The following is a 26,080-nucleotide window of genomic DNA, read 5'->3' on the forward strand; positions in this document are numbered from 1 at the left end:
CTGAAATGTATTGTAAGAAATGAAAGAAGAACTTTATTCAACCTTAATAGTAAACCAGAATAAAGTCCCTACCCCTTCTTTCGACTCGACACCTATCTCTCCGCCGAGCTTTTCTACGATGGTTTTGCAGATGGAGAGGCCGAGGCCGGTTCCTTGCTGGAAGTTGTTCAGTTTGACGAAACGTCCGAAGACTGAATCTATCTTATCCGCAGGGATGCCGCATCCGGTGTCTTTTACATAGAAACGCAGCTTGTCGCCTTCCTGTCGATAACCGAAGCGGATACTTCCCCGGATTGTAAACTTCATAGAGTTGGTCAGCAGGTTGTTTATGACCTGGGTCAGGCGGTTTCGTTCCGTATGGATGATGCATTGTGGCAGACGTTCTTCGAAAGAGATTTGGATTTCCGGATGCCGGTTACGGATGCGGCTGCTTTGTTCTATCTCCGTCAGTAAAGAATTCACGTCTACGTCCGAGTAGATGAACTCCAGGGTTCCTGCCTCAATTTTGGAGAGGTCCAGTATGTCGTTGATCAGTTGGAGCAATAACTCATTGTTGTTCTCGATGATCTTGATGAATTCTTGCCTTTCTTCCAGATTTTCTTCATTGGCTAACAGGGTGGAGAAGCCGACGATTGCATTCAGCGGGGTACGTATCTCATGGCTCATGTTTGCCAGGAAGGCCGATTTAAGGCGGTTGGCTTCTTCGGCTTTTTCGCGTTCGCGTATCTCCTGTTGTACTTGCCAGTAAAACCGGAGTCTCATCACCAGGATTATGACTATGGCACAAGCAAGTGCGATGATACAGATAATAGCCAGTTTGTTCTGTTCATAGAAACTCGGAGGACGCTGATAATAGACCGCATTGCGAGGATAGAGATTGCTGTCGGTATTATGTAGTTTCAAATGCCGGTAGTTCAGGTAGGTTTGTGGTTCACCTCCGTTGTGCGGCTGGATATCACGAGCCGGAGTGCCGTCTACTATTTGCTGTAAAGTATGAATAACCTCCTCGCTAAAGTCGGGTAGCGAGATATAATGACCTCCAGCAAAGTTCCCGTTTTCCGCTTGTAGGTCGGCAACGGTAAATACCGGATTATGGGCAAAGCCGTAAACGATTCGTTGTATGTTGTCATTCAGGTAATTATTTTCTTGAACCTGTTTAGAGAACCAGGAGTAATACAATATTCCGGTTTCTTTATTGTAACGTGATATTGTGTCCAGCAACTGTTCGGTTGAAAGCCGGGTTGTAGTGAGAATATCTAACTTCAGTGACGGATAATAGTCAGCCATTGCTTGTTCCACTTCTTTTTGTGCACACAGGCTGATATAGCGATTATCGGATATGAAAGCAATATTTTTTATCTCCGGTTGAATACGTTGCATGAGTTCAATCGTCTCTTTCATATAGAAAGGTTGATATAAGGTTGTTATATTATAGCCTTTCAACATCTGGCTGGCAGGGACAAGTTCTTTGTCCGATATATTCCGGGAAAGAAGATTTTCGATGCAACCTGGCATGGTTTTGCGTGAATAGCAGATTAAGACAGGGACCTCTTTCCATTCACTGTCGAATAAGGAACGGTATACTATCCATCCGGGATCGCCTATAAAGACAACTACTTTGGGGCGTATGGGATATTTTTCCAGTAAGGAGTTTCTTTTGGCTTCGGCTTCATCCGCGTTCGCGATGGTAGGAACCATCAGTTCTTCTGTGCGGATTGCATATTGCGAGCCATTAAAGGTGTTGTAGATAGATTGATAGACTCCGTTCGTCCAGACTTCGTCGTAATTAACGGAGTTCAGAACAAGAATGTATTCCTGCTTGCCTTGATTATTACCGTATACTAGTGTGAAATGGCAGAGGAAAAGGCTTAGCATGATGATTGCTTTTCGCATAAAGCCTGTATAATTTGATGTAAAAAAGCCGTCTGAAAGACTTACTGTCGGAAAGAGGTAAGTCTTTTAGACGGCTTTAATGTTGATGTTTTACCCTATTGAATAATAATTTCGTCTACGAACAGATAGGCCGGATTACCTGCGCCGCCATGCCATGCCGGCAGTTTGTCACTTTTGATGATCACTTCCACGTAACGGGCTTTTACCGGATCGAAGGTAATTTCCTGCGGATAGATGCCATCCTTATCGGTTTGTTTCAGGGACGGGATTGTTTTGGATACCACTTCCCTGAAGTTCTTACCGTCTTCGGATACCTTTACGGTAACTCCGGCAGCCCCCATGATCCAGTCGCCTTTAACCACATTGGTATTGAAAGCCACCTTGCTGATTTCAACCGGCTGTTTCAGGTCGATCGCCGCATCCAGGTCTTTTCCCTGGAAGCCCAGCCAACGGCCGGTTTTGTAGTTTGTATCACCGGTCAGGCCGTCCGTCATTTCAGGACCACCTTTGAAATCGTATCCTTTACTCGGAGCGACACGCAAAGTAACGGGTTTTGCCGTCGATTTGCTGAAATTGATTTTTTCAGAGAATACGCGGCTGTTGCCTGTCGGACGAACGACAACGGCTTTTATGGTTGCGTTTTCCTTGATCTTTACGGGAGCTTCATATTTATTGCTTGCGCTTGTCGGTTCGCTGCTGTCGAGTGTGTAGTAGATATCACCGTCACCCAGGGTAGAGAGAGTTACGACGACTTCACTGTTCTCCGTATCGGTAGTGAATTCTGCGTGAATGTCAAAGATATTCTTGGCATAGTTGTAACCCAGGCGGTCATACAGTTTTGTCATACGGACCAGGCGGGGTAGGAAACTCTGGTATTCTTTCTTGCTCGGGTCGGTCCACTGCACTTCGGCAAGGGCTGCCATACGCGGCATAACCATGTATTCAACCTGTGAGAATGTCGGGATATATTCTGTCCAAAGGTTAGCTTGTACGCCGATTACATATTTCTTATATTCGTCAGGAATACCGGCAGTCGGTTCCAGTGAATAAACCCGTTCCAGCGGCAGGTAACCACCGATAGCCAACGGCTCGTTTTCTGTGTCGGTAGATTGGTAATAGTCGAAATAAAGGTACGTGTTCGGTGTCATGATCACATTGTGATGTTGTTTGGCTGCCTCGATACCGCCGTCTACACCACGCCAGCTCATTACCGTCGCATTCGGAGCCAGTCCGCCTTCCAGGATTTCATCCCAGCCGATGATATGGCGTCCTTTGCTTTCCACAAATTTTTCCATGCGTGAGATCACGTAGCTTTGCAGATATTCTTCGGCGCTGTGTTTCTGGTCTCCCTTGATGCCTTCCGCTTTGATGCGTGCTTGGCATTTCGGACAGGTTTTCCAGCGTACTTTCGGACATTCATCGCCTCCGATATGGATATATTCGGACGGGAACAGGTCGATCACCTCTGACAACACATCTTCCAGGAACTGCATCGCCTTGTCGTTGCCGGCACAGATCACATCGTCGGAAATGCCCCATTGTGTCCATACTTCATACGGGCCGCCTGTACAACCCAGGTCCGGATAAGCCGCCAACGCAGCTTGCTGGTGTCCGGGCAGGTCGATCTCGGGGATGATTGTGACGAAACGTTCTTTGGCGTAGGCAATGACGTCGCGGATTTCGTCCTGAGTATAGAAACCGCCGTAAGGCTTGCCGTCATATTCACCGGAGTTACGTCCGATCACTGTTTCTTTGCGTTGGGAACCGATTGTCGTCAGTTCCGGATATTTCTTGATCTCGATACGCCATCCCTGGTCGTCTGTCAGATGCCAATGTAACGTGTTCATATTGTGCAATGCCAATATGTCGATGTATTTCTTGATAGAGTCGGCCGGGAAGAAGTGGCGCGACACATCCAGGTGCATTCCGCGATAAGCGAAACGGGGATAGTCGTTGATCGTTACGGCCGGGAGTTCGATGTTCATCCCTTCGGCCACTGCGGGAATCGATTTGCGTAAAGTCTGTACGCCATAGAATACGCCGGCTTCGCTCGCACCAGCAATCTCGATTCCTTCCGGAGTAACGGTCAGCCGGTAACCTTCAGGGTTGGAGATGCTTTTGTCGACCGACAAATGGATCGGCTTGGAACTTTTTGTCGTCCCCACTTTCGGGGCATAGCCGGTTGCTTCCTTAATATAAGAAGCCAGGAACTCGCCAGCCTGTTTCAGTAAGTCATTCCCTTCCGGGTAAATGATAGAAGTAGAAGGCGTTAACACAAAAGAGCTTCCATTGACCATGGAAACTTCCTGCGGAAGAGGGATGATGCCGTAATCGCCTTTCGCGACTTTACCATCGGAACATGCCATCATTCCGGCAAAAGCTGCACACAACAGCATTAGTTTGCTTAGTTTATTCATGCGTTATTAAAAGTTATAAATGATAATGTCTTTTTCATATATCTTATGATCTGTAACAGATTGTTTCCAAAGATAGTGATTTATTTTATTTCTGAAATGAATCCGGATGGTAATCGGTAAACTTACTATATTTCTATCGTTTTATCTTTCTTGAAAAAGTCGTTGACTTTCTTTACCGTACTGCATCTGGTATAAGCATCATGGCAATAGATAAGGACTTGACCTTCCCTGGCGGCTTCTTCCAGCATGCGGACTTTTTCCTGATAAGAAGTGACCGGGAAAGTATCATAAGCCGAAATCCACTCTGGCGAAACACTGGCTGCCAGGGGAATCACGTCTCCGGCAAAGACGAAAGTCTGTTCGCCGGTTTGAATATAGGGAACGATCTGCCCCGGCGTATGTCCGTCGAAGAGGCGCAGGTCGATGTCCGGACAAAGTTCCGTGTCGGTATCGATGAGGCGCAGTTGTCCGTTGTCGGCTATCGCCTTCATGTTTTCTATGAAGTAAGAATCTTTTTCCAGTGCGTTCGGATGCAGGAAATTATCCCATTGCTTGCGGCTGACCCAGTATGTCGCGTTGGGAAAGGCCGGATAGATTTCTCCCGTCTCTTCATTTTTTAAGGTTGAATAACCGCAATGGTCAAAATGCAGGTGGGTGAGGACAACGTCCGTCACTTGTTCGGGCGAGATGCCGCGTTTATGTAACTCTTCCCCCAAATCGACCAGATCGAAGAAATTATAATAGCTCAGTTGCCGGAGATGTTTCGTGCCTGCTCCGTTGTCGATAAGGATCACTTTTTCGGGAACGTTTGATACAAGCAGGCTCCTCATGGCAAGGACGCAGCCGTTGGTTTCGTTGCTGGGGTAACGCCGGCTCCAGGCAGTTTTCGGAATCGCTCCGAACATGGCACCGCCATCTGCATAAAAGTAGCCCGTATCGATTATCTGTATATCCATTTCACTTTTTTTGTGTCAAAGATAAGCATGTTTTTTCTATTCCTTATATGTTGATGCTTGATGAAAATGTGTACATTTGCGACAAATTCAAAGTGATGCGAAAAGTTCATTTAATCTCCGTAACCGAACCTCTTGTGCTTGACCTGGCTTTGGCTATTCATGAGAAGGGATATGATGTGAGTGTTTCCGGCAATGGTATAACAGAAGATGTGATAGCAAAGCTGCACGCTGCCGGTTGTACTTGCCATGGAAACGGTTGGTTTCCGGAGAGATTAACAAAGGATAATAATTTTGTCGTTCTGGGTGCCACTGTCAAACAGGATAATCCGGAACTGATAAGAGCTAAGGAATTAGGGTTATTAATTCTCTCTATACCTGAATTTATTTTTCAGCGGACCAAAGAGAAGACACGGGTAGTTGTTGCGGGAAGCCGCGGAAAGAAAACAATTATCTCGATGATCATTCGTGCCCTTCAACGTCAGAAGCTGGCTTTCGACTATGCATTGACCAGCGAGATTCCTTTGTTGCCGAATCGTGTACATATGAGTTATGAAGCACGCATCGCCCTGATCGAAGGTGATGAACATGTTACGTCTGCTTTGGAGAAACGTTTCCAGCTGGAGTTTTTCCGTCCCCATATCGCGATATTGACCAATCTGTCATGGACGCCGGATACCGACCATCCCACTCCGGATGCTTATTATGATACGTTCAGGAACTTCACGACCCTGATCGAACGTGAAGGCAAATTGATCTATTTTGAAGGCGACCCGGCTGTGAAGCAGCTGGCTGAGGAAGTGCGCGAGGATATTACAGCCATCTCTTACGGCGAACATCCTGTGATCGAGAAAGACGGGGCGACGTTCCTCCAGACCCGTTACGGGGATTTCCCGATACATGTCCCGGACAGTTATTTCCTGACAAACCTCAATGCTGCACGTCTGGCTTGCCGTCAGTTAGGTGTTAAAGATGCTGATTTCTATCGGGCGATATCCGAATATAGTGTATCTTTGCAACCATGATTGTAGCGAAGCAAAAAAGAAAAGAAAATATAGCCGAGTATCTGTTATACATGTGGCAGGTGGAAGACCTGATACGTGCCAACCAGTTTGACATCGATTCGATCCGCCGTACGGTGATCGCCCAATACGACCAGCCGGACGATGTGAAGGAAGAAATAGCCGGATGGTATGAGGAACTGATTGAGATGATGCGTAGCGAAGGTGTCAAGGAAAAAGGACATATCCAGTTGAACAAGAATGTCATCATAGCCTTGACCGACCTGCATCTGCGGCTGCTTAAATCTACGAAAGAAATGGTTTACGGGGCGGCCTACTATAAAACGCTCCCTTATATAGTGCAACTCCGCGCAAAATCCGGGGGAGAGGACTTACCTGAACTGGAGACCTGTTTTAATGCAATCTATGGCTATCTGCTTCTCCGTATGCAGGGAAAAACCGTCAGTCCGGAAACGCAGGAAGCGATCAAACAGATCAGTTCTTTTCTGGCCCTCCTTGCCGAAAAGTATCGTGAAGATATGAACGGAGAATTGAAATTAGAAGATTAATGACATGAAAACAATTCTGGTAACCGGTGCCAATGGGCAACTGGGTAATTCGATTCGTTTGTTAGCCGGCAAATATTCCGGATATAATTTCCTGTTTACGGATGTCGACACGTTGGACATTACCGATCCTGCTGCTGTGCGGGCGGTGGTAAAGGACAACGGAGTGAACTATATATTGAACTGTGCCGCCTATACGGCCGTCGATAAGGCGGAAGACGACGAGGCCCTGTGCCGCCGCATCAATACTTTTGCTGTCGGTGTACTGGGTAAAGCTGCACATGAGGCGGGAGCTAAAATGATTCACGTCTCTACCGATTATGTATTTAGTGGAACAAACTGTCGTCCTTATGTGGAGACCGATGCCACCCGGCCTGTTTCGGCTTACGGCCGGACTAAATTGGCCGGTGAGGAGATTTTACAGGAAGTTTGTCCCGATGCGGTGATTATCCGTACCGCCTGGTTATATTCGGAGTTCGGGAATAATTTCGTGAAGACGGTGCTCCGTCTGGGAAAAGAACGGGATGAGCTCGGTTTCGTATTCGATCAGATCGGGACGCCGACTTATGCGGGCGACTTGGCAGCAGCCATTCTCACGGTGGTTGACTCTGGCGAGCGGGATGCCTTTGTGCCGGGGATTTACCATTTTTCCGACGAAGGTGTTTGCAGTTGGTATGATTTTACGGTGAAAATCCTTGAGGTGGCCGGAATAGAATGCCGCGTCCGTCCGATCGAAACGAAAGATTACCCGACAAAGGCGGTCCGTCCTCCTTATAGCGTGTTGAATAAGAAGAAGATAAAAGAAACATACGGCATCGTCATCCCGCATTGGGAAGAGAGTCTCCGCGTTTGCATGGAGAAACTGTAGGTTGTTGATAACCCTGTTGATATGTTGATAAGTATGTTGATAACTCTGTTCATAACCCTGTTTGAAATAAAATAAACGATATAAAAATGAGTCAGTATTCAGAAGAGATTAAAAGAAGAAGAACGTTTGCTATTGTCAGTCACCCGGATGCCGGTAAGACCACATTGACGGAAAAACTGCTGTTGTTCGGTGGCGCGATCCATGTGGCAGGAGCTGTTAAGTCCAACAAGATCAAGAAGACGGCGACCTCCGACTGGATGGAAATAGAAAAACAACGTGGAATCTCCGTTGCAACCTCTGTGATGGCTTTCGACTATGACGACCATAAAGTAAATATCCTCGATACCCCGGGTCACCAGGACTTTGCCGAAGATACTTTCCGTACGTTAACAGCCGTAGACAGTGTAATTATTGTAATCGACATTGCCAAAGGTGTGGAAGCCCAGACCCGTAAGTTGATGGAAGTCTGCCGTATGCGTAAGACACCGGTGATCGTGTTTGTCAACAAGATGGACCGTGACGGTAAAGATCCTTTCGACCTTCTGGATGAGATAGAAGAAGAATTGCAGATAAAGGTACGCCCTCTGAGCTGGCCGATCGATATGGGACAGCGTTTCAAAGGGGTATATAATATATATGAACAGAAACTCGACCTCTATACGCCGAGCAAACAGTATGTGACGGAAAAGATCGAGTTCAACGACATCAACAGCCCGGAGCTGGAAAACCATATCGGCGATACGCTGGCAGAAAAGCTGCGTGCGGACATCGAGCTGATCGAAGGCGTTTATCCGGAGTTCGATGTGGATACGTACTTGAAAGGGGATATCGCCCCTGTCTTTTTCGGCTCTGCCCTGAACAACTTCGGTGTGAAGGAGTTGCTGGATTGCTTTATCAAGATTGCCCCGTCTCCCCGTCCTATTCAGGCGGTGGAACGTGTGGTTGAACCGGAAGAGGATAGCTTCACCGGCTTTATCTTTAAGATACATGCCAATATGGACCCGAACCATCGTAGTTGTATCGCTTTCGTAAAGATCTGTTCCGGTCGTTTCGAGCGTAACGCTCCTTATAAACATGTCCGTTTCGGCAAACAATTGCGTTTCAGTAGCCCGACTGCTTTTATGGCGCAGAAGAAGGAGACGGTGGACGAGGCTTTTGCCGGCGATATTATCGGTTTGCCGGATACCGGGAATTTCAAGATCGGCGATACGCTGACTTCGGGCGAGGAGCTTCATTTCAAGGGATTGCCCAGCTTCTCTCCGGAAATGTTCAAATACATTGAAAATGCCGACCCGATGAAAGCCAAGCAATTGAACAAAGGTATCGAGCAGTTGATGGACGAAGGTGTGGCACAGCTTTTCACCAATCAGTTCAACGGCCGCAAGATTATCGGTACGGTAGGGCAGTTGCAGTTTGAGGTTATCCAGTACCGCCTGCTGCATGAATACGGCGCACAATGTAAATGGGAACCGATCAGCCTGTACAAAGCCTGTTGGATCGAGAGTGACAATCCTGTTGCTTTAGAGAATTTCAAGAAACGTAAATCCCAGTATATGGCGCTCGACAAAGAAGGGCGCGACGTTTATCTGGCCGATTCCGGCTATGTGCTGACCATGGCACAGCAGGATTTCCCGGATATCAGGTTCCATTTTACGTCGGAATTCTGATAAGGAACGTGTCCGGTTTTGCCGCTTTCCATCATAAATTGGGGGATTGGGATTCATTCAAAATTTATCAGAATTGAACTATCTAATTATTGACTGGTTGTAACTGGCTCCCCTCTTGAGAGGGGGAAGGGGGTGTGTCATAGTTTCGCCCTATAACTAGCTTTAACACATTTACATTTGCAGTATTAAATATCCTAATAAAAATATAAGTGTATATTTGAAAAGAAGAGTTGCAGTGAACTAACTTTGACACTAGTCTTAAATGACTATGGGCTGAATCAGACTGCAACTCTCTTAATTGGAGAACCTAGCCAGTTAGAATTGTAGGCTCACGACCTAATAAATGTATTAGCTGTTTCTCCTTCATGTTTAATACTGTAAATACAAAGTTATGAATTATTCTCATTTTGTAGGTCTTGATGTAGGGAAAAAAACTTTCGATGCATCCTTAATGTCTGCGGACGAAAAAGAGTTGTCTCACAAGTCTTTTGATAACACTTCAGAAGGGATCCAATCTTTATTAGATTGGATAGCAGGTTATCATCTCTCTTTATCCAAACTCTTGTTCTGTGCTGAAAACATGGGAAGTTATGTCACAGAGTTATCTGTTTCCAGTGCCTCTATGGGTTTTTCCCTAGCTTTGGTTTGCCCGTTGACCATCAAGAAGTCCATAGGCTTGCAACGAGGCAAAAATGACCGCATTGACGCTAAAAGAATAGCGAACTATGCGGTATTACACTATCGAAAACTAGAGTTATACAAATTGCCTGACAAAGACTTGGTGAGACTGCGGGGATGGATTATTATACGTGACAATTTGGTCAAGCAAAAAGTATCAAGCATAAAGTTATTGGAAACATTCTCCCAGATGGCCAAGTTGGCTGATGTGACAGACTCCATTTCTTTTTTGGAAGAGCAGCTCAAGTCGATAAAAGAAAAGATCCTGCAGGTGGAAGAGGCTATGGAGCAACTAATAGCCGCTAGTTGTTCTCTTTGCACAAACTACTTGTTATTAAGAAGTATAAAAGGTGTAGGGATAATCAATGCCATTGTATTACTGTGTGTTACTAACAATTTTCAAAGATTTGACAACCCAAGGAAGTTTGCTTGTTATTGCGGGGTTGCTCCCTTTGAACATACTTCAGGTATTTCCATACGGGGAAAAACGCAGACTTCTCCATTGGCTAACAAAGAAGTAAAAGTGTACCTTACCCGGGCAGCTATTACTGCCATCTCTTGGGATCCGCAGATGAAAGCATATTATAAAAGGAAAATAGCGGAGGGGAAACATAAAGCATCTGTAATCAATGCTGTAAGAGCCAAAATCATAGCAAGGTCTTTTGCTGTGATACGAAGACAGACTCCATTTGTAACATTAGTCGTATAATAAAAAGGCCCTTAATTTCGAAAACATCTTAGATTTAGGAAGTAGCTATACACTTCTGAAGAGTAATTATGTCTATATACGAACTTACCCAAGGATACGTTAATGTTCGTAAACTTGGGTAAGATTTTATAGATATTGTTTGGAGAGGACTTAGAATTCACCCCTTATCCCCTCTCAAGAGGGGAATTGGTTACTCCCGGCACTATTAAGCAGATAGTTCATATTTTTCTATATTTGAACCTTTTCCAATAAGGTTTTTCAGCGAATCAACTATCATACTGTCATAAATGGATGTAATGTGTTTATTATTAATCTATTAGTGTGTGATGGTTGAAAGCCACAACTATCATATCATCTATCATACCCTCATTTTATCCAGGCATATGATACATATTTAACAAAATCATCGCTCTTTTACCTCCCGAAAAATCACTGTAAAGAAGAGTATTCTGCATCTCATATTGCTCTTCCCTGCTTAATAATTTCTCAAAAACAATAGACTAATTTTCCGGGAATACTTGCTTTTTGTTTTTAAGACGCCCGTTTCGACCTGTTTTACACCCGGATGTCGACGATGCTCAGACCCGGGTGTAAAGGTTATCGAGACCCGGGTGTCAGGCAACATAAATAACTATACTGTTGAAAATAAGCAATATACTTAGCAGAAAAAGACTGTTATGTATCAGGTTTCAAGACAAGGTTATGACGGTTTATGACAGTTAAATGATAGTTGAAAATGCTAACTGTCATGGTGTAATGTGTTGATTGCATGTGCGTTAAAAGATAATATGATAGTATGATAGTTCATTTTGATAATACAATTAGATTATCTGCTCTTCCTCCCCTTTAGGTATTCTATTTACAAAAGTGTTTTTATCTCTTCCAGGCTGCTGACCGTATAGGTCGGGGTAAACTCCTGGGGCGGCAGTCCCTGCGGGTTGAACCAGAGCTGGTCGATCCGCGATTGGCGGGCACCGAAGATGTCGGCCTCGAAGCAGTCGCCGATCATCAGTGTCTCGCTGCGGCGGGAGTTGGTATTGATCAGGGCAAAGTCGAAGATGCCCTTGTGCGGTTTCTGGATACCGGCGTCCTCCGACAGGATCATCCGCTTGAAATAAGGTGCCAGGCCGGAGTTGCGCAGTTTCTTGTCCTGTACTTCGCGGAAGCCGTTCGACAGGATATACAGGCGGTAGGAAGGACGAAGATATTCCAGCAGTTCGATCGCGCCGGGAACCAGCCGTGTCTTGGTGGTCGTGCGCCTGAGGAAATCATTGTTGACGGCCAGTACCGCCTGGGTATCTTCGATGCCCATCGGGCGCAGCATATAACGGAAGCGGTCGATGATAAGCGTCTGCCTGTCGATCTCTCCCGCACGGTATTGCTTCCAAAGCAGCTCGTTGTGCGGCCAATAGATAGCAAAGAAAGCCTCGAAGGAGGCATAATACCGGTCAAAGTGGTGATCGGTATAAAGCTCTTCGAGGCATTCTTTATTATTATGGTACGTATCCCAAAGGGTATCGTCCAGATCTATAAAGAGGTTTTTGTATTTCATCATCCTACTTCGATCACCAGGTATTTGCCCAGGCTCCAGAATGTTTTCGGGTCTGTGATGTTCAGTGTCAGGTTGCCGTCTTCGTCTTTCACGAATTCGTAAGAACCTTCCGGATGGTTGGATTTCAGTTTTGCCTTTGCAGCAAACAACGGAATTTCCTTTACTTCACGAACGTCGACAGAGATGAAGTAGTCCTTGTTGAAACCGCTCTGCAATACTTTTGATTTGGAGAAAAGACCGCCGCCGGAAAGGATTTTCTGGTCTTTCAGTTCTTTTGCCGTACCGAAGCAGTAGTAAGCCGTGTTGAGCGCCTTGTCCTGTTCGTTTAGTTTTTCAGATTGGGCGGCAGCTGTTGTAGCCAGGTTTTCCACATCTTCGTTCAACGAAGAGACCATTTCGTCCAGTTCCTGGATACGTACATTTTTCTTTGCCAGGTCTTCCTGCAAAGCGACGATCATTGTAGCTTTCTGGTCCAGTTCGGAAGAAAGGCGGCTGATTGTCTTCCGCAGGGCAGCCGATTGGATGCCGCTCTTTTTCAGCTTGTCTTCCAGCTGGCTGATCGTTTCCTTGTTCTTTTTCAGTGTTTCGCTGATCAGTTGCATGTTCTGCTTGATCTGTTCGCGGTTGCTTTTGCTGAATTCACCGCCAGTCTGCTGCTGGAGGTTCAGATAGTTTTCCGCATCGCGGATAGACTGTATGTCTGCCTCTACATCATTTAATGTAGAAAGGATCTCATTCATTTCGCTGGTCGCTTTCGTATTCTCGATCTTCAGAGAATCGTTTTCGGCTTTCAGCTTTTTGTATTCGGCTGAGTTCTGTCCGCAGGAAACCAGCAATGTCGCGCAGGTACAAGCTAATAATAACTTCTTCATGTTCTTTTTGTTTTTTGAGTTAAACATCTTTTTCTGTCTCTTTTTCCTTTTTATCTTTTAAGCCTGCTAATACAATAACAATCTCACCTCTCGGATCGTTCACGGTAAAATGTGCTATAACCTCTTCCAGGGTTCCGCGGACGGTCTCTTCGTGCAGCTTGGATATTTCGCGCGACACGGATACTTGTCGGTCGGTTCCGAAGAATTCGGCTAGTTGGGTTAGCGTCTTTACCAGTCGGAAAGGTGATTCGTAAAAAATGATCGTCCTGTATTCGACGGCCAACTCCTTCAGGCGGGTCTGACGGCCTTTCTTCTGGGGAAGGAATCCTTCGAAACAAAACTTTTCGTTCGGTAGCCCGGAGGCCACGAGGGCCGGAACAAATGCGGTGGCTCCCGGCAGACATTCCACGTCGACACCCTGCCGCACACATTCCCTGACGAGCATAAAGCCCGGGTCGGAGATGGCCGGTGTCCCGGCGTCGGATACGAGTGCGATGTTTTCACCGCCTTTGATGCGGGAAGCGATCTGCTCCACAGTCTTATGTTCGTTGAACTTGTGGTGCGACTGCATCTTGTTCTGTATCTCAAAATGTTTCAGCAGAATACCGGTCGTGCGGGTGTCTTCGGCCAGGATCAGGTCGGCTTCCTTCAGCACACGGATGGCCCGGAAGGTCATGTCTTCCAGGTTTCCTACGGGAGTCGGTACAACTGTTAACTTTGCCATAATTTTCAATTCTTCAGAGGAATCGTTTTTCCAATAGCTTGATGAAGTCGGCTACGGCTTCATCTTCTATGTTCCATTTCAGTTCGTTATTCAGGTAGGTTACCGATTCTTCATACGAATGGATATCGTTGAGGTCGGTAATCGCCTTGTTCATTTTCTCTTCATTGCCACCGAACAGTTCGCGACGGAAACGGAAGCGGTCGTTCAGGCTGAATGCCTTGCGGAAGTCGGACAGGTTCTTCTTCTCCAGAATGTCACTCAGGAAAACACTTTGCTTTTCCGAAGTGACGGATTTATGGGGAGGTTCAGACTGAACTTTATGTCCTGCCGGTTCGATAGGGCGTACCGGTTCGGGCTGTACAGCGACGGCCGGTTCCGGGATAACTGCTTCCTCTTTGACTGTTTCCGGCTGACGGACTGGCTCCGGTTGGACGGTAGCCTTTTCCTCGGTGACGATTTCCGTCTTTTCGATGATGACTTCCTGCACAGGTTCCACCTTTGGCTCCGGGACGATCACGGGTTCTGCGACCGGCTCTTCTTTTACTTCCGGTTCTTTTATTTCCGGTTTGTATTCTTCGGGAGCGGGTGCCGCCGTGGCAACCGGGTTCGGAAGTGACTGTATCAATGCCTGATGGGCTTCCATTTGTTTACGTAACATTTCAATCTGTGCCGTTTCCAGCGAATGAAGGTCATTCAGTATTTTATGCGTCAGATTGAATGTCTGGCTAAAGAAGGATACCGGATATACTTCTGCGTCGCGCATACCGGCTATCAACGTCTCCAGTTCCTTGATATCAAGTAACAGATAATCTATTTTTTCTTTATTTGCCATTCCTTTATTTTAATTTGCAAGAGGCGTTGTGTCCCAAAAGGCACTATTTGCGACCTCTCTGTCTTATATTGCAGCAAAAATAACTATTTCTATTTATGTAACGTACTTAATATGTGAAAAAGTGTGCTGTCACTCAACAAATTCATCCGGTAAATTAACCAGATACAGCCGATGGGTGGCACGGGTGAAAGCGGTATAGAGCCACCGGTAGAAATCTTCTCCCAGCATTTCTTCCGTCATATATCCGATATCGAGGAAGACGTTCATCCATTGTCCGCCCTGTGCCTTATGGCAGGTGATGGCATAGGCATATTTTACCTGTACTACATTGTAATGCGGATCGGCTTTCATCTTCTTCATTTTTCCGGCCTTGGTGGGGATATCGTCATAATCTTCCAGGATGGTGAAGAACAGCTTGTCGTTTAACTCTTTCGGCAGGGCAGGGGTATCGGTCTGTAGGGTGTCGAGCAGTATCTTTATATCCAGTTCCAGGTCGTAGTCCTGAAAGCGGACGGTTACATCGGCAAAACGGAAGCCGTAAAGCTCGGTCGTCCGTCTGACACGGAGTATCTGTACGATTTCCCCGTTGGCGATGAAGTCCATTTCCTTGCAGTCGCAGGTCCAGTAATAATTGTTTTTGGCAACCATTAAGCGGTCACCGGTCGATAATTCTTCTTCCCGGTACAGTATCCGGTTGCGGATGCCGTTATTGTAGATGGTGGCTCGTTTGTTGGAGCGCGTGATGATCATTGTTTCTTCGATCCCGTCATGGCTGTAGGCCGATGATATTTCCTCGATCAGTTCATCCCCGTTGACCTTTCTGAAGTCGGCGAAACCTTTCAACTGAAGTTTAGGATAGATTTCTACGGTGTTATTCCGCAGCGCATCCCGCAAACGGGTTGCATTGAGCAGAATGCCCGAATCGCCACTTTGCCTGACGACCTGTGTCAGGGTGATTTCCTGTACTTGCAGGTTGTATCCTCTGAGTATTTCCGGGTTGAGTGCCGGGCTTTCGGTCTGCATGACAGGCGGCAACTGGGCTACGTCGCCCATCAGGATCAGGCGGCAGTTCTCCCCCGAATAGACGTATTGTATCAGGTCGTCGAGCAGCCGTCCCGTCCCGAAAGAAATCGAGTCGATTCCGTCATTGGAAATCATGGATGCTTCATCAACAATAAATAACGTATCTTTATGTAAATTATCAGCAGGCATGAACCCGGTCGGCTCGTTGGAGAATGCCTTCTGGCGGTAAATCTTTTTATGGATCGTATAAGCTTTTTGCCCCGAATAGTTCGAAAAAACCTTAGCTGCCCTGCCGGTTGGAGCCAGCAGAAATGTTTTTTGTTGCAGTTCGTTCAGAGTTTTGACCAGGGCACCGACCAACGACGTTTTTCCGGTTCCTGCGTATCCTTTCAGCAACAGGAGTGTGTCCGATTCCACCGAAAGCAGAAAATCCGTGAGCGTTTTTAATGCAGAAAACTGGTCTTCCGTCGGATTATGTGGGAAATTTTGCGTAATTTGGCGGCTTAAATAACTATTTATCATTTTGATTGCAATAATTTTGGTGATAAAGGTAGTGTATTAAATATTCTTTTTTAAATTTGCCGAACGAAATAAATTCAAAAAAACAATACAAACCATGAAAGTTACATTAAAGATTTTATTAGCTGCTGCAGTTCTCCTGCTAGTTTACATTTGCTACAGAAGCATCATGACGCCGATCGAATTCAATGAAGAAAAAGATGCGCGTGAAAGTCTTATTAAAGCTCGTCTGATCGATATTCGTAAAGCTCAGATCGAGTACAAGAATGTGTATAAGACTCATGCTGGTAGTTTCAATGACTTGGTTAAGTTCCTGAAGGAAGATAAGCTTCCGTTCTTGATCAAGGAAGGTGTTTTGACTGACGAGCAGCTGGAAAAAGGTATGACAGAGAAAGAAGCTGTGAAGAAAGGTTTGATCCGACGTGATACTATCTGGGTCCTGGCAAAAGATACCTTGTTCGGTGCCAGCTACAATGCTGATGATCTGGCCAATGTTCCGGGAACAAGCGTTAAGTTCTCTATGGATACAGCTACACTGACTTCCGGTTCCGGTTATACTGTAAAAGTATTTGAAGCAGGCGTTAAGTATGACGATTATCTGGGTGACCTGGACAAACAGTTGGTTGTAAACCTGAAGGACAAGGCTGAAAAGCTGGAAAAATATCCGGGTTTACGTGTTGGTTCACTGACTGAAATTAATAACAACGCAGGTAACTGGGAATAATCAATTGCTTATGACTATCAGTATTCCTGATACGTTGACTGCTGATAATTCTGGAAAATACATAATGTCCATCCGGCTTAGGTCGGATGGACTTTCTTTTTCAGGATACAGCCCTTCGGAGAGCGAGACTTTCTTTTACAGAAATGTGGAGTTCGACCGGACGAAGCCTTATGTCTCTTCCCTGAAAGAGTTTTTCTTTGAGCACGAGTTTATGACTTATTCGTATAGGCGGACGAACCTGGTTTGTGTCACGCCGCAGTATACGGTGGTGCCGGAAGAAGTCTTTACGGACAAGCAGAAAACGGATCTGCTGTCGTTTACGTTTTCTGCCCCGGAGAATAAATGTCTGCATAATTTGCTGACACGTGAGGCGGCGGAGGTCGTGTTCGGCATGGATGAAGAGGTGTATGAGTTTTGTTCCCGTTCGCTGATCAATCCGTCGTTTATCCATCATATGACTCCCCAGCTGGCTTTATGGAAACAGCAGAGCCGTATGTTGATCCCCCGGCAATTGTATGTAGTGCTGCATCGGAAGATGATGGACGTGGTTTGTTTTGCACAGGGGAAACTACTTTTTGTCAATACGTTTGAGTATGATAAGCCGGATGATATCCTGTACTATATATTATATGTATGGAAACAGGTCGGCATGGATCAGGAGAGGGACCAGCTTCATATCTATGGAGGTGTCTCCCTGCGTAACAGCATAACAACTACGTTACGTAATTATATACAATATATCAGTCCGGCCGAGATACCGTCGGATGCTTATTTGTTGGGTGCCGAGGTTGTTCAGGCCCCATTGGATTTAATAGCTTTATCTGTATGCGAATTATAAGCGGAATATATGGCCGGAGGCGTTTTGACGTACCGTCATCTTTCAGTGCACGGCCGACTACTGACTTTGCGAAAGAGAATCTCTTTAATGTGATCAACAACCTGACCGACCTGGAAGGTGCCGATGCGCTGGATCTGTTTGCCGGAACGGGGAGTATCTCTTTCGAACTGCTGTCGAGAGAATGCAAAAGCGTGACGGCTGTCGAGAAGAACAATGCACATGCCTCTTTCATTGCAAAGGTAGCGAAAGAGTTAAAGACAGATTCACTTCATCTGATCCGTGGCGATGTGTTCCGTTATCTTCATTCGGCACCGAAACAGGGTTTTGATTTTATCTTTGCCGATCCCCCTTATGCGCTGAAGGAACTGCCGGAGGTCCCTGCCTTGGTTTTTGAGCGTGACTTATTGCGCGACGGCGGTATCTTCGTGATGGAGCATCCGAAAACGAATGATTTCTCCCACCTGCCGTATTTTGACCAGCAACGTGTATACGGTTCGGTGAATTTCAGTATTTTCATAAAAGAAGAAAAGGCTTAAAGGAGCGGCGAGAACAGGCGCATGAACGATTCGGCGAGGCGCTGTTTGATTGGCCGTTTTAGCCAGCGTGAAGGAATCAGCCGTTCGCAGCTGTGCATATCGTGCATGAACACCCGCTTCATCTGTATGGCGAAAGACGGTTGATAGACGAATGCATTTATCTCGAAATTGTGTTCGAAGCTCCGGAAGTCCATATTGGCCGATCCGATGCAGGCAAGCGCATCGTCGGTTATCATCAGTTTGGAATGGAGGAATCCCGGCTCATAGAAATATACTTTCACACCAGCCTTCACCATCTCGTCGATGAAAGAGTGTGTCGCCATATTGGCGCTGCGGGTATCCGAGCGTTTGGGTAACATAAGGCGTACATCGATACCTCCCAACGCTGCGATCAGCAGTGCCTGGTTCAATCCTTCGGTCGGAAGGAAATAAGGGGTTTGTATATAAATGTACTTTTTAGCATTAGCGATGGCAAAGATATAGGCCTGCAACAGCGTGCGCCATTGCCCGACCGGACCACTGGTGGCTATCTGCATAATATTGTCGTCGTGGTATATCGGAGTCAGCGGATAATATATTTTGTCATTCAGCAATTTCTTACTGATGACATACCAGTCGATCAGGAAAGCGGACTGGAGGCCGTGTACTCCTTTTCCTATTATCCTGAAATGAGTATCGCGCCAGATACCCCATTCCGTACCTTTCTCATAGCGATCGGCAATATTCATACCGCCCATATAGCCGATCTGCCCGTCTATAACGACAATCTTCCGGTGATTCCGGTAGTTCACTTTGCTGGTGAAGACCGGGAATGCTACTTTCAGGAAGGCATATACCTCAATTCCGGCTTCCTGCATTTCGTCGAAGAAACTGTTTTTTACGTTCCAGCAGCCTACGTCATCGTATAAAACCCGCACCTGGACCCCCTCTTTTGCCTTTGCAATCAGGGCGTCTTTGAACCGTGTCCCGACTTCATCGTCACAAAAGATATAATATTGAAAGTGGATATGATGTTTTGCCTTTTGTATATCGTCCAGTAGGTCCTTGAATTTGTCAGCTCCGTTCGTATATATTTTAATTTCGCTGCCATAGAGCAAAGAAGACTGATTGTTGTTACTCAGCAATGTGACTAACGGTTGGTACGGACCGGGGACAGTACAAGCGTCCTGCGGAAGTTTGCCTTCCTGCGGTCGCTTCATAATACGTTTGTAGGTTCTTCGGGAGATGATACGCTGTTTTCGGTTGTCCTGTCCGAAGAAGAAATAGAACAGCAGGCCGATACCCGGAGCCAGCAATAATACGATGACCCAGGGAATGGTTTTTAACGGATTTCTGTTTTCCGCTATAATAACCAGAACCAGTCCCAGGATGGTGACGGAGTATAATATAATGAATATTACTCCAACGACCCATTGTATGTGTATGGCTGCCAGCATTCTTTTTATATTTTGTTACAGGTTGATAAAGGTAGTAAGGTAATTTGTAAATAACAAATCTTTACTACATTTGCCGGATATATCAAATAAAAGAAGATGATTACATATATTATTATAGGTATAACCGTTTTAGTGTCTTATCTCTGTTTCAATAATGCGGAATTGTTCCGTAAGCTGGCGTTGATCCCTTACCGCACGGTAAAGAATAGTGAATGGTACCGGTTGATAACGCATGGCTTCGTTCATGCGGATATGACGCACCTGTTAGTCAATATGTTTACGTTCTGGTCGTTCGGAACCTATATAGAAAAGGTTTTTGGTTACTTGGGTTTCGGAATCTGGGGATTTCTGGGACTTTATTTCGGAGGGATGATCTTTGCTTCCATTTATGACCTGGTAAAACATTATAATGATCCTTATTATGTCTCCATTGGAGCATCGGGAGCCGTATCGGCGATTCTGTTTTCCTATATATTGTTCGACCCCTGGAGTAAAATATTACTGTTTGCGATCATTCCTGTACCGGGAATTATCTTTGGAGTAGTTTACCTGGCTTATTGTCAATATATGGCTAAACGTGCGGGAGACAATATCAACCACAATGCCCATTTTTACGGGGCGGTATATGGTTTTCTGTTCCCGGCTTTACTTAATCCTTCATTGATAAAAGCCTTCCTATCTCACTTTTAAACGGAATATTTTCTATATATATTCGTGTTCAAGTGTTTGTATTTTAAGGTATTATTTATAGATTTGTGGAAATATCTCAATTTCTCTAATACCATAATGCAGACATAATGAAAAGAAGAAACTTCATCAGGAGTGGGGCACTGGCTCTTGCCAGCTTCACTATTTTACCCCGTCACATTTTAGGTGGAACGAATTTTGTCGCTCCCAGCGATCAGATAAATCTTGGGATTATCGGCTGCGGGGCACAGGGACGCTGGACGTTAGCTCCCGAGTTTGCCCGCCGTGCGAATCTGATTGCAGCATCCGACTGTGAATCCCGCCAGTTGAATGCCATGCAGGCAATTGTCGAAAAAGAAACCGAAAAGGCAAAAGGACAGGCCTATAAAGGTTTTAAATTGTATGCCGACTATCATGAACTACTGAACCGCAGCGATATCGACGGTGTGATTATTGCCACACCGGATCACTGGCATGCGGTACAGACTATTGAAGCCTGCCGTGCCGGAAAAGATGTATATGTGGAGAAGCCCATGTCGCACAGTATCGAGGAAGGACGTGCCATGGCCGATGCCGTAGAGAAATATAACCGGGTATTGCAGGTCGGCAACATGCAACGTTCATGGCGAAACTTCCGCCATGCCTGTGAACTGGTCCGTAATGGGTATATCGGTGAGATAAAAGAAGTAAAAGTTTCCATCGGACCTCCTCCTGTTAAATATGATCTTCCTGCGCAACCGGTTCCCAAGACGCTGGACTGGGAAATGTGGATCGGGCCGGCTCCCATGAATGTATATAATGAGGAACTGGCTCCGCCTATGGAGCGGAATATGTTCCCGAACTGGCGTAATTACCGGGAATACGGTGGTGGTATGATCTGTGACTGGGGTGCCCACATGTTTGACATAGCCCAATGGGCTTTGGGCATGGACGATTCCGGTCCGATTGAGTTTACTCCTCCTGAGGAAGGAGAACTGAAACCGCTTAGCATGCGTTATGCCAACGGAACAGTAATGACACATGAGCCTTTCCGTAAGGCGGATGGAAATGCAGTCCGCTTTATCGGTTCGGACGGTGTGATCGATATCAGCCGTAGTTTCCTGGATACGATACCTGCCAAACTACAGGATGAAGTGATCGGTGATGACAAGATCAAATTGTATAAGAGCGACGATCATTACAATGATTTCCTCACAGCAATGAAGACTCGCAAACAGCCGCTTAGTACCGTTGAGATCGGACATCGTACGGCTTCGCTTTGCCATATCGTAAATCTTTGTTACGAGTTTGACCGCAAACTGGTGTGGAATCCGGAAAAAGAAGAATTTTTCTTTGACGACGAAGCTAACAGACGAAGAGGAAATCCGATACGCGAACCGTATAGCCTGAAAGTGTAGCTATATATAATAATGTATAGGAAAAACGGTAGCGGCGATAAAAGTTTATGAAGACTTTTACCGCCGCTATCTCTTTTATTCAGCCCTTGTTTAGAACCGTGGAGGAGGACCGCCCGGACCGCCATGGCCTCTGCCACCCGGTCCGCGCATATCGCTTGCAGATGCTCCCCCTTTAAAGATGCTGAACCGGTAAATGAAGTGAACCATGAAGTAACTACTCAACGTATTGTATTCCGAATATTGTGTATAGTCAGCTGTTACGCTCTGAGAGATATTACTGCGTTGTTGCAGGATATCATAAATTTTGAAACGCAATGTCGCCTGTTTTCCTTTTAGGAAAGATTTGGATGCGGATGCATTCCATAAAACTTCCTTCTGTTGGTATCCGGCTGCGTAACCGGAATTGGTAGACCAGGTTATGTCGCTTTCAATCTTGAAATCGAGTGGAAGATAAATGGTAGTAGTTCCTCCCACGCCATAATTGTAAATATTCTGGTCGTTCTGGTTTTGCAAAGAGTTCTTAGTCCCACTATAACGGAAGTTTCCGTTTACTCCCAGGTCGATATAATCCGAACGAAAATCAATACCGGCACGTTCCATGGCCGAATAATTCTTGTTCGTATTTTTCTTTTCGTTAATGAAACCGTTTGAATTGGCGAATGAAGCCATTGTCATCGAGTTAACGGAGAACTTTCTGTTCTTCAGCGGCGTGTTGAACATGACGCGGAAATTGCCGTTATAGTTCCCGTTGACATTATCATAAGTCGTCATTTTCTTTCCCGATTCCCCAACATATATAGATTTGGTAACGATGGCGTTGACAACATAGTTGGCATTCAACATCAACATGAGAGCTGTCTGCTTTTCCGGAACAAATTTTTGGTAACGAGCAGAGAAGTTATTTGAATAAGTCGGTTTCAAATCCGGATTACCGGTGATGGTGTTCAGCGGGTCGGAGATGTCGGCTACGGGTTGCAGTTGAGTCATCGACGGCTGGCTGGTACGACCGCGATAGTTGATGCGCAGGTTGGTCCGTTTATCGAACCGGTAGTTGAACCGGACCATCGGCGACAGGTTGACAACGTTGCGCGTCAGCTTTGAAAGGGTCGTATCGCCTACAAAATTCTCACTTACACTGTGCGAAGGCTCCAGGTTCATACCGATGGTATAATCATATTTTTCCCGGACAGCCTTAAAGGCCAGGCTTGCCTGCTGGTTGATGAAGTTATTGCGGTAACTTTTGCTGTATGCAGTGTCCAGTACATTATAATCTTCGCTGTCTTCTCCTCTTACATAAGAGTTTTTCAGGGATTCCTGTTTATTCTGGCTGATACTGTAGGTTGCCTGGATGAAGTTATTATGCCCGATCGGCTCGACCCATGATAAATAAACGCGGTAGTTAAACCCTTTGTTATCATATCTGAATTGCTGGTCGATCAGTTCATCCTGGTTATTTCCCATGAAATATTCTGTGTTCGAATAATTCAGTCCTTTGTTGTAGGAATCGCTGAGCCCTCCGGTTAAAGAACCACTGAAGACGCGCCCTTCGTCATTCAGCTTACGACTGAATTCCAATCGTGCATTAAGGTTGTAACCTTCACCGTCGGATACGTAATCGGATTCTCCGAGGTTGACTGTATCGCCCAGGTTTGTCAGTGTGTTGAACGAACCGAACTCCCGGTTATGACTGTTGCTATAACTGAAACTAGGCTGGAAAATGATTTGGGTTGCCGAGTCAGGCTTCCATTCCATGCGGAAATCGGCACCGACGTTATCGCTTTTCGTGTTTTTATTATTTATTTCATTGTAAATAGTAGAACTGTCGTTCGGCAAAATATTTGTCCGGTTAATTTTACTGTTCGCTTCATTGTCGGAATGTGAATAACGGACATTACCTCCCAGGGTCATTTTAGAGTTGAATTCTTTGCTGAAGTTCAGACCTACGTTTCCGGAGGTGGTGATACCGTTTCCGGCTCCTCCCGACCGTCCACCCCGTCGTCCTCCCATACCGGAGAACATGTTGGAGGCAATATCGGAGAATCCCATATTGTTCGTGTTATTGATACCTCCCATAAGTGTGAACTGGTCGTTGTTGATAAACCGGTTCACCATGAAATTACCTTCATACCGATCCTCGCTTCCATAGCCGGCAAAGGCATTACCGAACCATCCCTGCTTCATTCCCGGCTTGACGGTCAGGTTGATCACGGTTTCTTCATCCCCGTCATCGAATCCGGTCATCCGTGCCATATCGCTCAGGCGGTCCAACACTTGTACTTTTTCCACCATTTTAGAAGGCAGGTTTTTGGAAGCTACTTTCGGGTCGTCGGAGAAAAATTCTTTTCCGTCTATCAATACTTTCTTGACTTCTTTTCCATTGACGGTAATCTTTCCTTCGCTGTCAACTTCCACGCCGGGCATCTTTTTCAGAAGGTCTTCCAGGACAGCCCCTTCGGTTGTCTTGTAAGAGTCAGCGTTATATTCGACCGTGTCGTTGCGAACGACCACTTCCGGAGCCTTGCCGATCACGACGGCTTCACCCAGCTGGATAGCTCCGTCGCTTAATGCTAATTTACCTAATTTGACAGGATTTGTTTTTCCGGTGATACGGATGGGTTGGTATAAAGGATCGAATCCCACAAAGCTGACATGTAATAAATAACTGCCGGCTTTAATACCTTTCAGTGTAAAATTACCATTGCGCGAACTGGCTACACCGCCAACCATCGTGCTGTCTTTTACATTCAACAAGCGTACTGTTGCCTGTTCGATTGGCTCATTGCTTCCATCTTCTACCACCGTTCCGGTGATGTCAACTCCACCCTGCTGCGCAAATGCCGGCAAAGAAAAGAGGATAAAAAATAACCATAATAAGTACCTTCCCAATTTCATAACTAATGTATTATCTGTATCTAACAAACATTTTCCCGGACTGGTTTCCGGGTACGAGAAGATAGACACGACGAAGGTTATTAAGTTTAAAAATATATGTGATGATTTTGATTTATTAACGAAAACATTTGTCAGCTAATTGACAGATGAAAATCCCGAACTGCCGGAATATCAAAATGCTATATCAAGTGGCTGGGGAAGGAACTGTATAAGACTGATGGAGGAGATGCTGCTTTTTATACAAACCTCGAAAGGTTTGAAAATGTTATAATGTTCTTGATGGTGGAGTAATTCTGCCATAATAGGGATTTAAAAAGGATATATGAATCCTTTTTCTGAAATAAATGATGATTGTCTGATATAACGATATTTTAACTGCGCACTGTTTTTGAATCGTTCTGGAGAAAAAAACTGTTCGTAAACATACAATTCGGGGCTTGAAAAGTCCTTTTGAGATTGTTAATTAACATCTATTTGCATTGTTTTTTGCCTATAATAAATCTTCATTTCGTTTAAAATGAAAAAAATCTCGTTTTAAACGAGATGGAAATTCCTTTAAAATGAACTGGGAACTGGATGGTAAGAATGATTGTTGTTAATTATTGTAAAAATAAATCTTCAGGGAGATGAGATTTGAAGAATTCACGTGTTATGATAAAATCTATTTCTGTAACATATTGACGTAATATGGTTGTGTTTTGACTTCTTTTGTCAAATCTCTTTTCTCTTTTTCAGGAAGGAAATCCGAATAAAAAAGAAAGCAGTGGCAGATAATCCTTTAGTCTGACACGAAGTATTTTCAACGCTTGGCTGATTCTGTATTCAACGGTTTTGACGGATACGCCGAGTTTAGTAGCTATCTGAGTATTCGTGAGTTCCCCGAAACGGCTTAAAGCGAAGGTGTCGCGGTAGGTATCGGGAAGTTCTTTAATAGCTTTGTTAATGTGTTCAGTCAGTTCGTTTATAAAATAGTAATCAGGATCTTCAAACTGATCTTTAAGTTTGTCATATATATGGTTGTGTATTCGTTCATGATATAGTTTTTTATTAATGGCATTCAGGCAACGGTGTTTTGTTGAGATGAAAAGATAGGATTTCAGGGAGGTTCCTATTATAAGGCTTTTCCTTGTTTCCCAAATGAACAGCATCAGATCTTGTACTAACTCTTCAGAATCTTCGTCGGAAATATACTGGGAGGCATATTCGCATAGTGGGGAATAGTATTTTAGAAAGAGCTGTTTATAAGCGTTCTTATCGTTATTTTGTAACAAATTCAGAATCTGATCATCATTCATG

General features: G+C 45.3%; 21 protein-coding genes. 10 read left to right on the top strand and 11 right to left on the bottom strand.

Annotation, left to right across the window (positions count from 1 at the left end):
* Positions 1 to 33: 33 nt before the first annotated feature.
* The 3 genes from HMPREF1535_RS12110 to HMPREF1535_RS12120 all read right to left on the bottom strand — a co-directional run bounded on the left by HMPREF1535_RS12110 (position 34) and on the right by HMPREF1535_RS12120 (position 5,266).
* On the bottom strand, positions 34 to 1,893 hold the full coding sequence (locus HMPREF1535_RS12110) for a sensor histidine kinase (protein WP_046146256.1): 1,860 nt from the start codon (positions 1,891 to 1,893) through the stop codon (positions 34 to 36).
* A 95-nt stretch (positions 1,894 to 1,988) separates the two neighbouring features.
* Positions 1,989 to 4,310, bottom strand: coding sequence for a glycoside hydrolase family 20 protein (locus HMPREF1535_RS12115; protein WP_046146257.1), 2,322 nt, complete (start codon positions 4,308 to 4,310; stop codon positions 1,989 to 1,991).
* Between the two features lie 125 nt (positions 4,311 to 4,435).
* Entirely contained in the window at positions 4,436 to 5,266 is an 831-nt protein-coding gene (locus tag HMPREF1535_RS12120) for an MBL fold metallo-hydrolase (RefSeq protein ID WP_046146258.1), read from the bottom strand.
* A 95-nt stretch (positions 5,267 to 5,361) separates the two neighbouring features.
* Between HMPREF1535_RS12120 and HMPREF1535_RS12125 the strand changes: the two genes are divergently transcribed.
* From HMPREF1535_RS12125 to HMPREF1535_RS12145, 5 genes are all read left to right on the top strand, one after another.
* Positions 5,362 to 6,288 (top strand): Mur ligase family protein, encoded by a 927-nt coding sequence (locus HMPREF1535_RS12125; protein WP_046146539.1) that lies wholly within the window; start codon positions 5,362 to 5,364, stop codon positions 6,286 to 6,288.
* The gene (locus HMPREF1535_RS12130) at positions 6,285 to 6,833 is read left to right on the top strand and encodes a DUF4924 family protein (RefSeq protein WP_010800645.1); all 549 of its coding nucleotides are present in this window, start codon (positions 6,285 to 6,287) and stop codon (positions 6,831 to 6,833) included. Before HMPREF1535_RS12125 ends, HMPREF1535_RS12130 begins: the two co-directional genes overlap by 4 nt.
* Positions 6,834 to 6,837: 4 nt before the next feature.
* Positions 6,838 to 7,698, top strand: coding sequence for a dTDP-4-dehydrorhamnose reductase (gene rfbD, locus HMPREF1535_RS12135; protein WP_046146259.1), 861 nt, complete (start codon positions 6,838 to 6,840; stop codon positions 7,696 to 7,698).
* 86 nt (positions 7,699 to 7,784) lie between these two features.
* Complete coding sequence (locus HMPREF1535_RS12140) at positions 7,785 to 9,365, top strand: peptide chain release factor 3 (RefSeq protein ID WP_010800643.1); 1,581 nt, start codon at positions 7,785 to 7,787, stop codon at positions 9,363 to 9,365.
* Between the two features lie 391 nt (positions 9,366 to 9,756).
* Entirely contained in the window at positions 9,757 to 10,752 is a 996-nt protein-coding gene (locus tag HMPREF1535_RS12145; protein ID WP_046145281.1) for an IS110 family RNA-guided transposase, read from the top strand.
* A gap of 859 nt (positions 10,753 to 11,611) precedes the next feature.
* Here the strand turns inward: HMPREF1535_RS12145 and HMPREF1535_RS12150 are convergent.
* From HMPREF1535_RS12150 to HMPREF1535_RS12170, 5 genes are all read right to left on the bottom strand, one after another.
* Positions 11,612 to 12,304 carry a YjjG family noncanonical pyrimidine nucleotidase gene (locus HMPREF1535_RS12150; RefSeq protein WP_187386434.1) on the bottom strand — a complete coding sequence of 231 codons (693 nt, stop codon included), beginning with the start codon at positions 12,302 to 12,304 and terminating at the stop codon, positions 11,612 to 11,614.
* Entirely contained in the window at positions 12,304 to 13,176 is an 873-nt protein-coding gene (locus tag HMPREF1535_RS12155) for a Cbp1 family collagen-binding glycoprotein adhesin (RefSeq protein ID WP_010800641.1), read from the bottom strand. Before HMPREF1535_RS12155 ends, HMPREF1535_RS12150 begins: the two co-directional genes overlap by 1 nt.
* A gap of 19 nt (positions 13,177 to 13,195) precedes the next feature.
* Positions 13,196 to 13,900, bottom strand: coding sequence for a 16S rRNA (cytidine(1402)-2'-O)-methyltransferase (gene rsmI / locus HMPREF1535_RS12160; RefSeq protein WP_009859710.1), 705 nt, complete (start codon positions 13,898 to 13,900; stop codon positions 13,196 to 13,198).
* A 13-nt stretch (positions 13,901 to 13,913) separates the two neighbouring features.
* On the bottom strand, positions 13,914 to 14,732 hold the full coding sequence (locus HMPREF1535_RS12165) for a hypothetical protein (protein WP_046146261.1): 819 nt from the start codon (positions 14,730 to 14,732) through the stop codon (positions 13,914 to 13,916).
* A gap of 129 nt (positions 14,733 to 14,861) precedes the next feature.
* The gene (locus HMPREF1535_RS12170) at positions 14,862 to 16,277 is read right to left on the bottom strand and encodes an ATP-dependent DNA helicase (RefSeq protein ID WP_046146262.1); all 1,416 of its coding nucleotides are present in this window, start codon (positions 16,275 to 16,277) and stop codon (positions 14,862 to 14,864) included.
* Between the two features lie 94 nt (positions 16,278 to 16,371).
* Between HMPREF1535_RS12170 and HMPREF1535_RS12175 the strand changes: the two genes are divergently transcribed.
* The 3 genes from HMPREF1535_RS12175 to rsmD are packed head-to-tail and all read left to right on the top strand — an operon-like array spanning position 16,372 to position 18,372.
* Positions 16,372 to 16,998 (top strand): hypothetical protein, encoded by a 627-nt coding sequence (locus tag HMPREF1535_RS12175; RefSeq protein ID WP_009859707.1) that lies wholly within the window; start codon positions 16,372 to 16,374, stop codon positions 16,996 to 16,998.
* 10 nt (positions 16,999 to 17,008) lie between these two features.
* Positions 17,009 to 17,836 carry a DUF3822 family protein gene (locus tag HMPREF1535_RS12180; RefSeq protein ID WP_009859706.1) on the top strand — a complete coding sequence of 276 codons (828 nt, stop codon included), beginning with the start codon at positions 17,009 to 17,011 and terminating at the stop codon, positions 17,834 to 17,836.
* Positions 17,824 to 18,372 carry a 16S rRNA (guanine(966)-N(2))-methyltransferase RsmD gene (gene rsmD / locus HMPREF1535_RS12185; RefSeq protein ID WP_009859705.1) on the top strand — a complete coding sequence of 183 codons (549 nt, stop codon included), beginning with the start codon at positions 17,824 to 17,826 and terminating at the stop codon, positions 18,370 to 18,372. Before HMPREF1535_RS12180 ends, rsmD begins: the two co-directional genes overlap by 13 nt.
* On the opposite strand, the gene cls is transcribed toward rsmD, so the two are convergent.
* Positions 18,369 to 19,808: a cardiolipin synthase gene (gene cls / locus HMPREF1535_RS12190; protein ID WP_046146263.1), complete on the bottom strand. Its 1,440-nt coding sequence runs from the start codon at positions 19,806 to 19,808 to the stop codon at positions 18,369 to 18,371. The genes rsmD and cls overlap by 4 nt on opposite strands.
* Before the next feature lie 96 nt (positions 19,809 to 19,904).
* Here cls and HMPREF1535_RS12195 point away from each other — a divergent pair, with 96 nt between their 5' ends.
* Both HMPREF1535_RS12195 and HMPREF1535_RS12200 read left to right on the top strand, forming a co-directional pair.
* Positions 19,905 to 20,498 (top strand): rhomboid family intramembrane serine protease, encoded by a 594-nt coding sequence (locus HMPREF1535_RS12195; protein ID WP_046146264.1) that lies wholly within the window; start codon positions 19,905 to 19,907, stop codon positions 20,496 to 20,498.
* A 107-nt stretch (positions 20,499 to 20,605) separates the two neighbouring features.
* Entirely contained in the window at positions 20,606 to 21,892 is a 1,287-nt protein-coding gene (locus tag HMPREF1535_RS12200) for a Gfo/Idh/MocA family protein (protein WP_046146265.1), read from the top strand.
* A 90-nt stretch (positions 21,893 to 21,982) separates the two neighbouring features.
* On the opposite strand, the gene HMPREF1535_RS12205 is transcribed toward HMPREF1535_RS12200, so the two are convergent.
* Together HMPREF1535_RS12205 and HMPREF1535_RS12210 are read right to left on the bottom strand one after the other, a co-directional pair.
* Positions 21,983 to 24,784 (bottom strand): TonB-dependent receptor, encoded by a 2,802-nt coding sequence (locus HMPREF1535_RS12205; protein ID WP_046146540.1) that lies wholly within the window; start codon positions 24,782 to 24,784, stop codon positions 21,983 to 21,985.
* Between the two features lie 731 nt (positions 24,785 to 25,515).
* Positions 25,516 to 26,079, bottom strand: a complete 564-nt coding sequence (locus tag HMPREF1535_RS12210) for an RNA polymerase sigma-70 factor (protein ID WP_046146266.1) — start codon at positions 26,077 to 26,079, stop codon at positions 25,516 to 25,518.
* Position 26,080 lies beyond the last annotated feature (1 nt).

Source organism: Parabacteroides goldsteinii DSM 19448 = WAL 12034 (genome assembly GCF_000969835.1).
In the GTDB taxonomy this organism is placed as follows: domain Bacteria; phylum Bacteroidota; class Bacteroidia; order Bacteroidales; family Tannerellaceae; genus Parabacteroides; species Parabacteroides goldsteinii.

What these genes read in the sequence shown, in the direction of transcription:
- HMPREF1535_RS12110 (WP_046146256.1), bottom strand. Translation starts at nt 1,893, where the DNA reads ATGCGAAAAGCAATCATCATGCTAAGCCTTTTCCTCTGCCATTTCACA.
- HMPREF1535_RS12115 (WP_046146257.1), bottom strand. Translation starts at nt 4,310, where the DNA reads ATGAATAAACTAAGCAAACTAATGCTGTTGTGTGCAGCTTTTGCCGGA.
- HMPREF1535_RS12120 (WP_046146258.1), bottom strand. Translation starts at nt 5,266, where the DNA reads ATGGATATACAGATAATCGATACGGGCTACTTTTATGCAGATGGCGGT.
- HMPREF1535_RS12125 (WP_046146539.1), top strand. Translation starts at nt 5,362, where the DNA reads ATGCGAAAAGTTCATTTAATCTCCGTAACCGAACCTCTTGTGCTTGAC.
- HMPREF1535_RS12130 (WP_010800645.1), top strand. Translation starts at nt 6,285, where the DNA reads ATGATTGTAGCGAAGCAAAAAAGAAAAGAAAATATAGCCGAGTATCTG.
- rfbD (WP_046146259.1), top strand. Translation starts at nt 6,838, where the DNA reads ATGAAAACAATTCTGGTAACCGGTGCCAATGGGCAACTGGGTAATTCG.
- HMPREF1535_RS12140 (WP_010800643.1), top strand. Translation starts at nt 7,785, where the DNA reads ATGAGTCAGTATTCAGAAGAGATTAAAAGAAGAAGAACGTTTGCTATT.
- HMPREF1535_RS12145 (WP_046145281.1), top strand. Translation starts at nt 9,757, where the DNA reads ATGAATTATTCTCATTTTGTAGGTCTTGATGTAGGGAAAAAAACTTTC.
- HMPREF1535_RS12150 (WP_187386434.1), bottom strand. Translation starts at nt 12,304, where the DNA reads ATGAAATACAAAAACCTCTTTATAGATCTGGACGATACCCTTTGGGAT.
- HMPREF1535_RS12155 (WP_010800641.1), bottom strand. Translation starts at nt 13,176, where the DNA reads ATGAAGAAGTTATTATTAGCTTGTACCTGCGCGACATTGCTGGTTTCC.
- rsmI (WP_009859710.1), bottom strand. Translation starts at nt 13,900, where the DNA reads ATGGCAAAGTTAACAGTTGTACCGACTCCCGTAGGAAACCTGGAAGAC.
- HMPREF1535_RS12165 (WP_046146261.1), bottom strand. Translation starts at nt 14,732, where the DNA reads ATGGCAAATAAAGAAAAAATAGATTATCTGTTACTTGATATCAAGGAA.
- HMPREF1535_RS12170 (WP_046146262.1), bottom strand. Translation starts at nt 16,277, where the DNA reads ATGATAAATAGTTATTTAAGCCGCCAAATTACGCAAAATTTCCCACAT.
- HMPREF1535_RS12175 (WP_009859707.1), top strand. Translation starts at nt 16,372, where the DNA reads ATGAAAGTTACATTAAAGATTTTATTAGCTGCTGCAGTTCTCCTGCTA.
- HMPREF1535_RS12180 (WP_009859706.1), top strand. Translation starts at nt 17,009, where the DNA reads ATGACTATCAGTATTCCTGATACGTTGACTGCTGATAATTCTGGAAAA.
- rsmD (WP_009859705.1), top strand. Translation starts at nt 17,824, where the DNA reads ATGCGAATTATAAGCGGAATATATGGCCGGAGGCGTTTTGACGTACCG.
- cls (WP_046146263.1), bottom strand. Translation starts at nt 19,808, where the DNA reads ATGCTGGCAGCCATACACATACAATGGGTCGTTGGAGTAATATTCATT.
- HMPREF1535_RS12195 (WP_046146264.1), top strand. Translation starts at nt 19,905, where the DNA reads ATGATTACATATATTATTATAGGTATAACCGTTTTAGTGTCTTATCTC.
- HMPREF1535_RS12200 (WP_046146265.1), top strand. Translation starts at nt 20,606, where the DNA reads ATGAAAAGAAGAAACTTCATCAGGAGTGGGGCACTGGCTCTTGCCAGC.
- HMPREF1535_RS12205 (WP_046146540.1), bottom strand. Translation starts at nt 24,784, where the DNA reads ATGAAATTGGGAAGGTACTTATTATGGTTATTTTTTATCCTCTTTTCT.
- HMPREF1535_RS12210 (WP_046146266.1), bottom strand. Translation starts at nt 26,079, where the DNA reads ATGAATGATGATCAGATTCTGAATTTGTTACAAAATAACGATAAGAAC.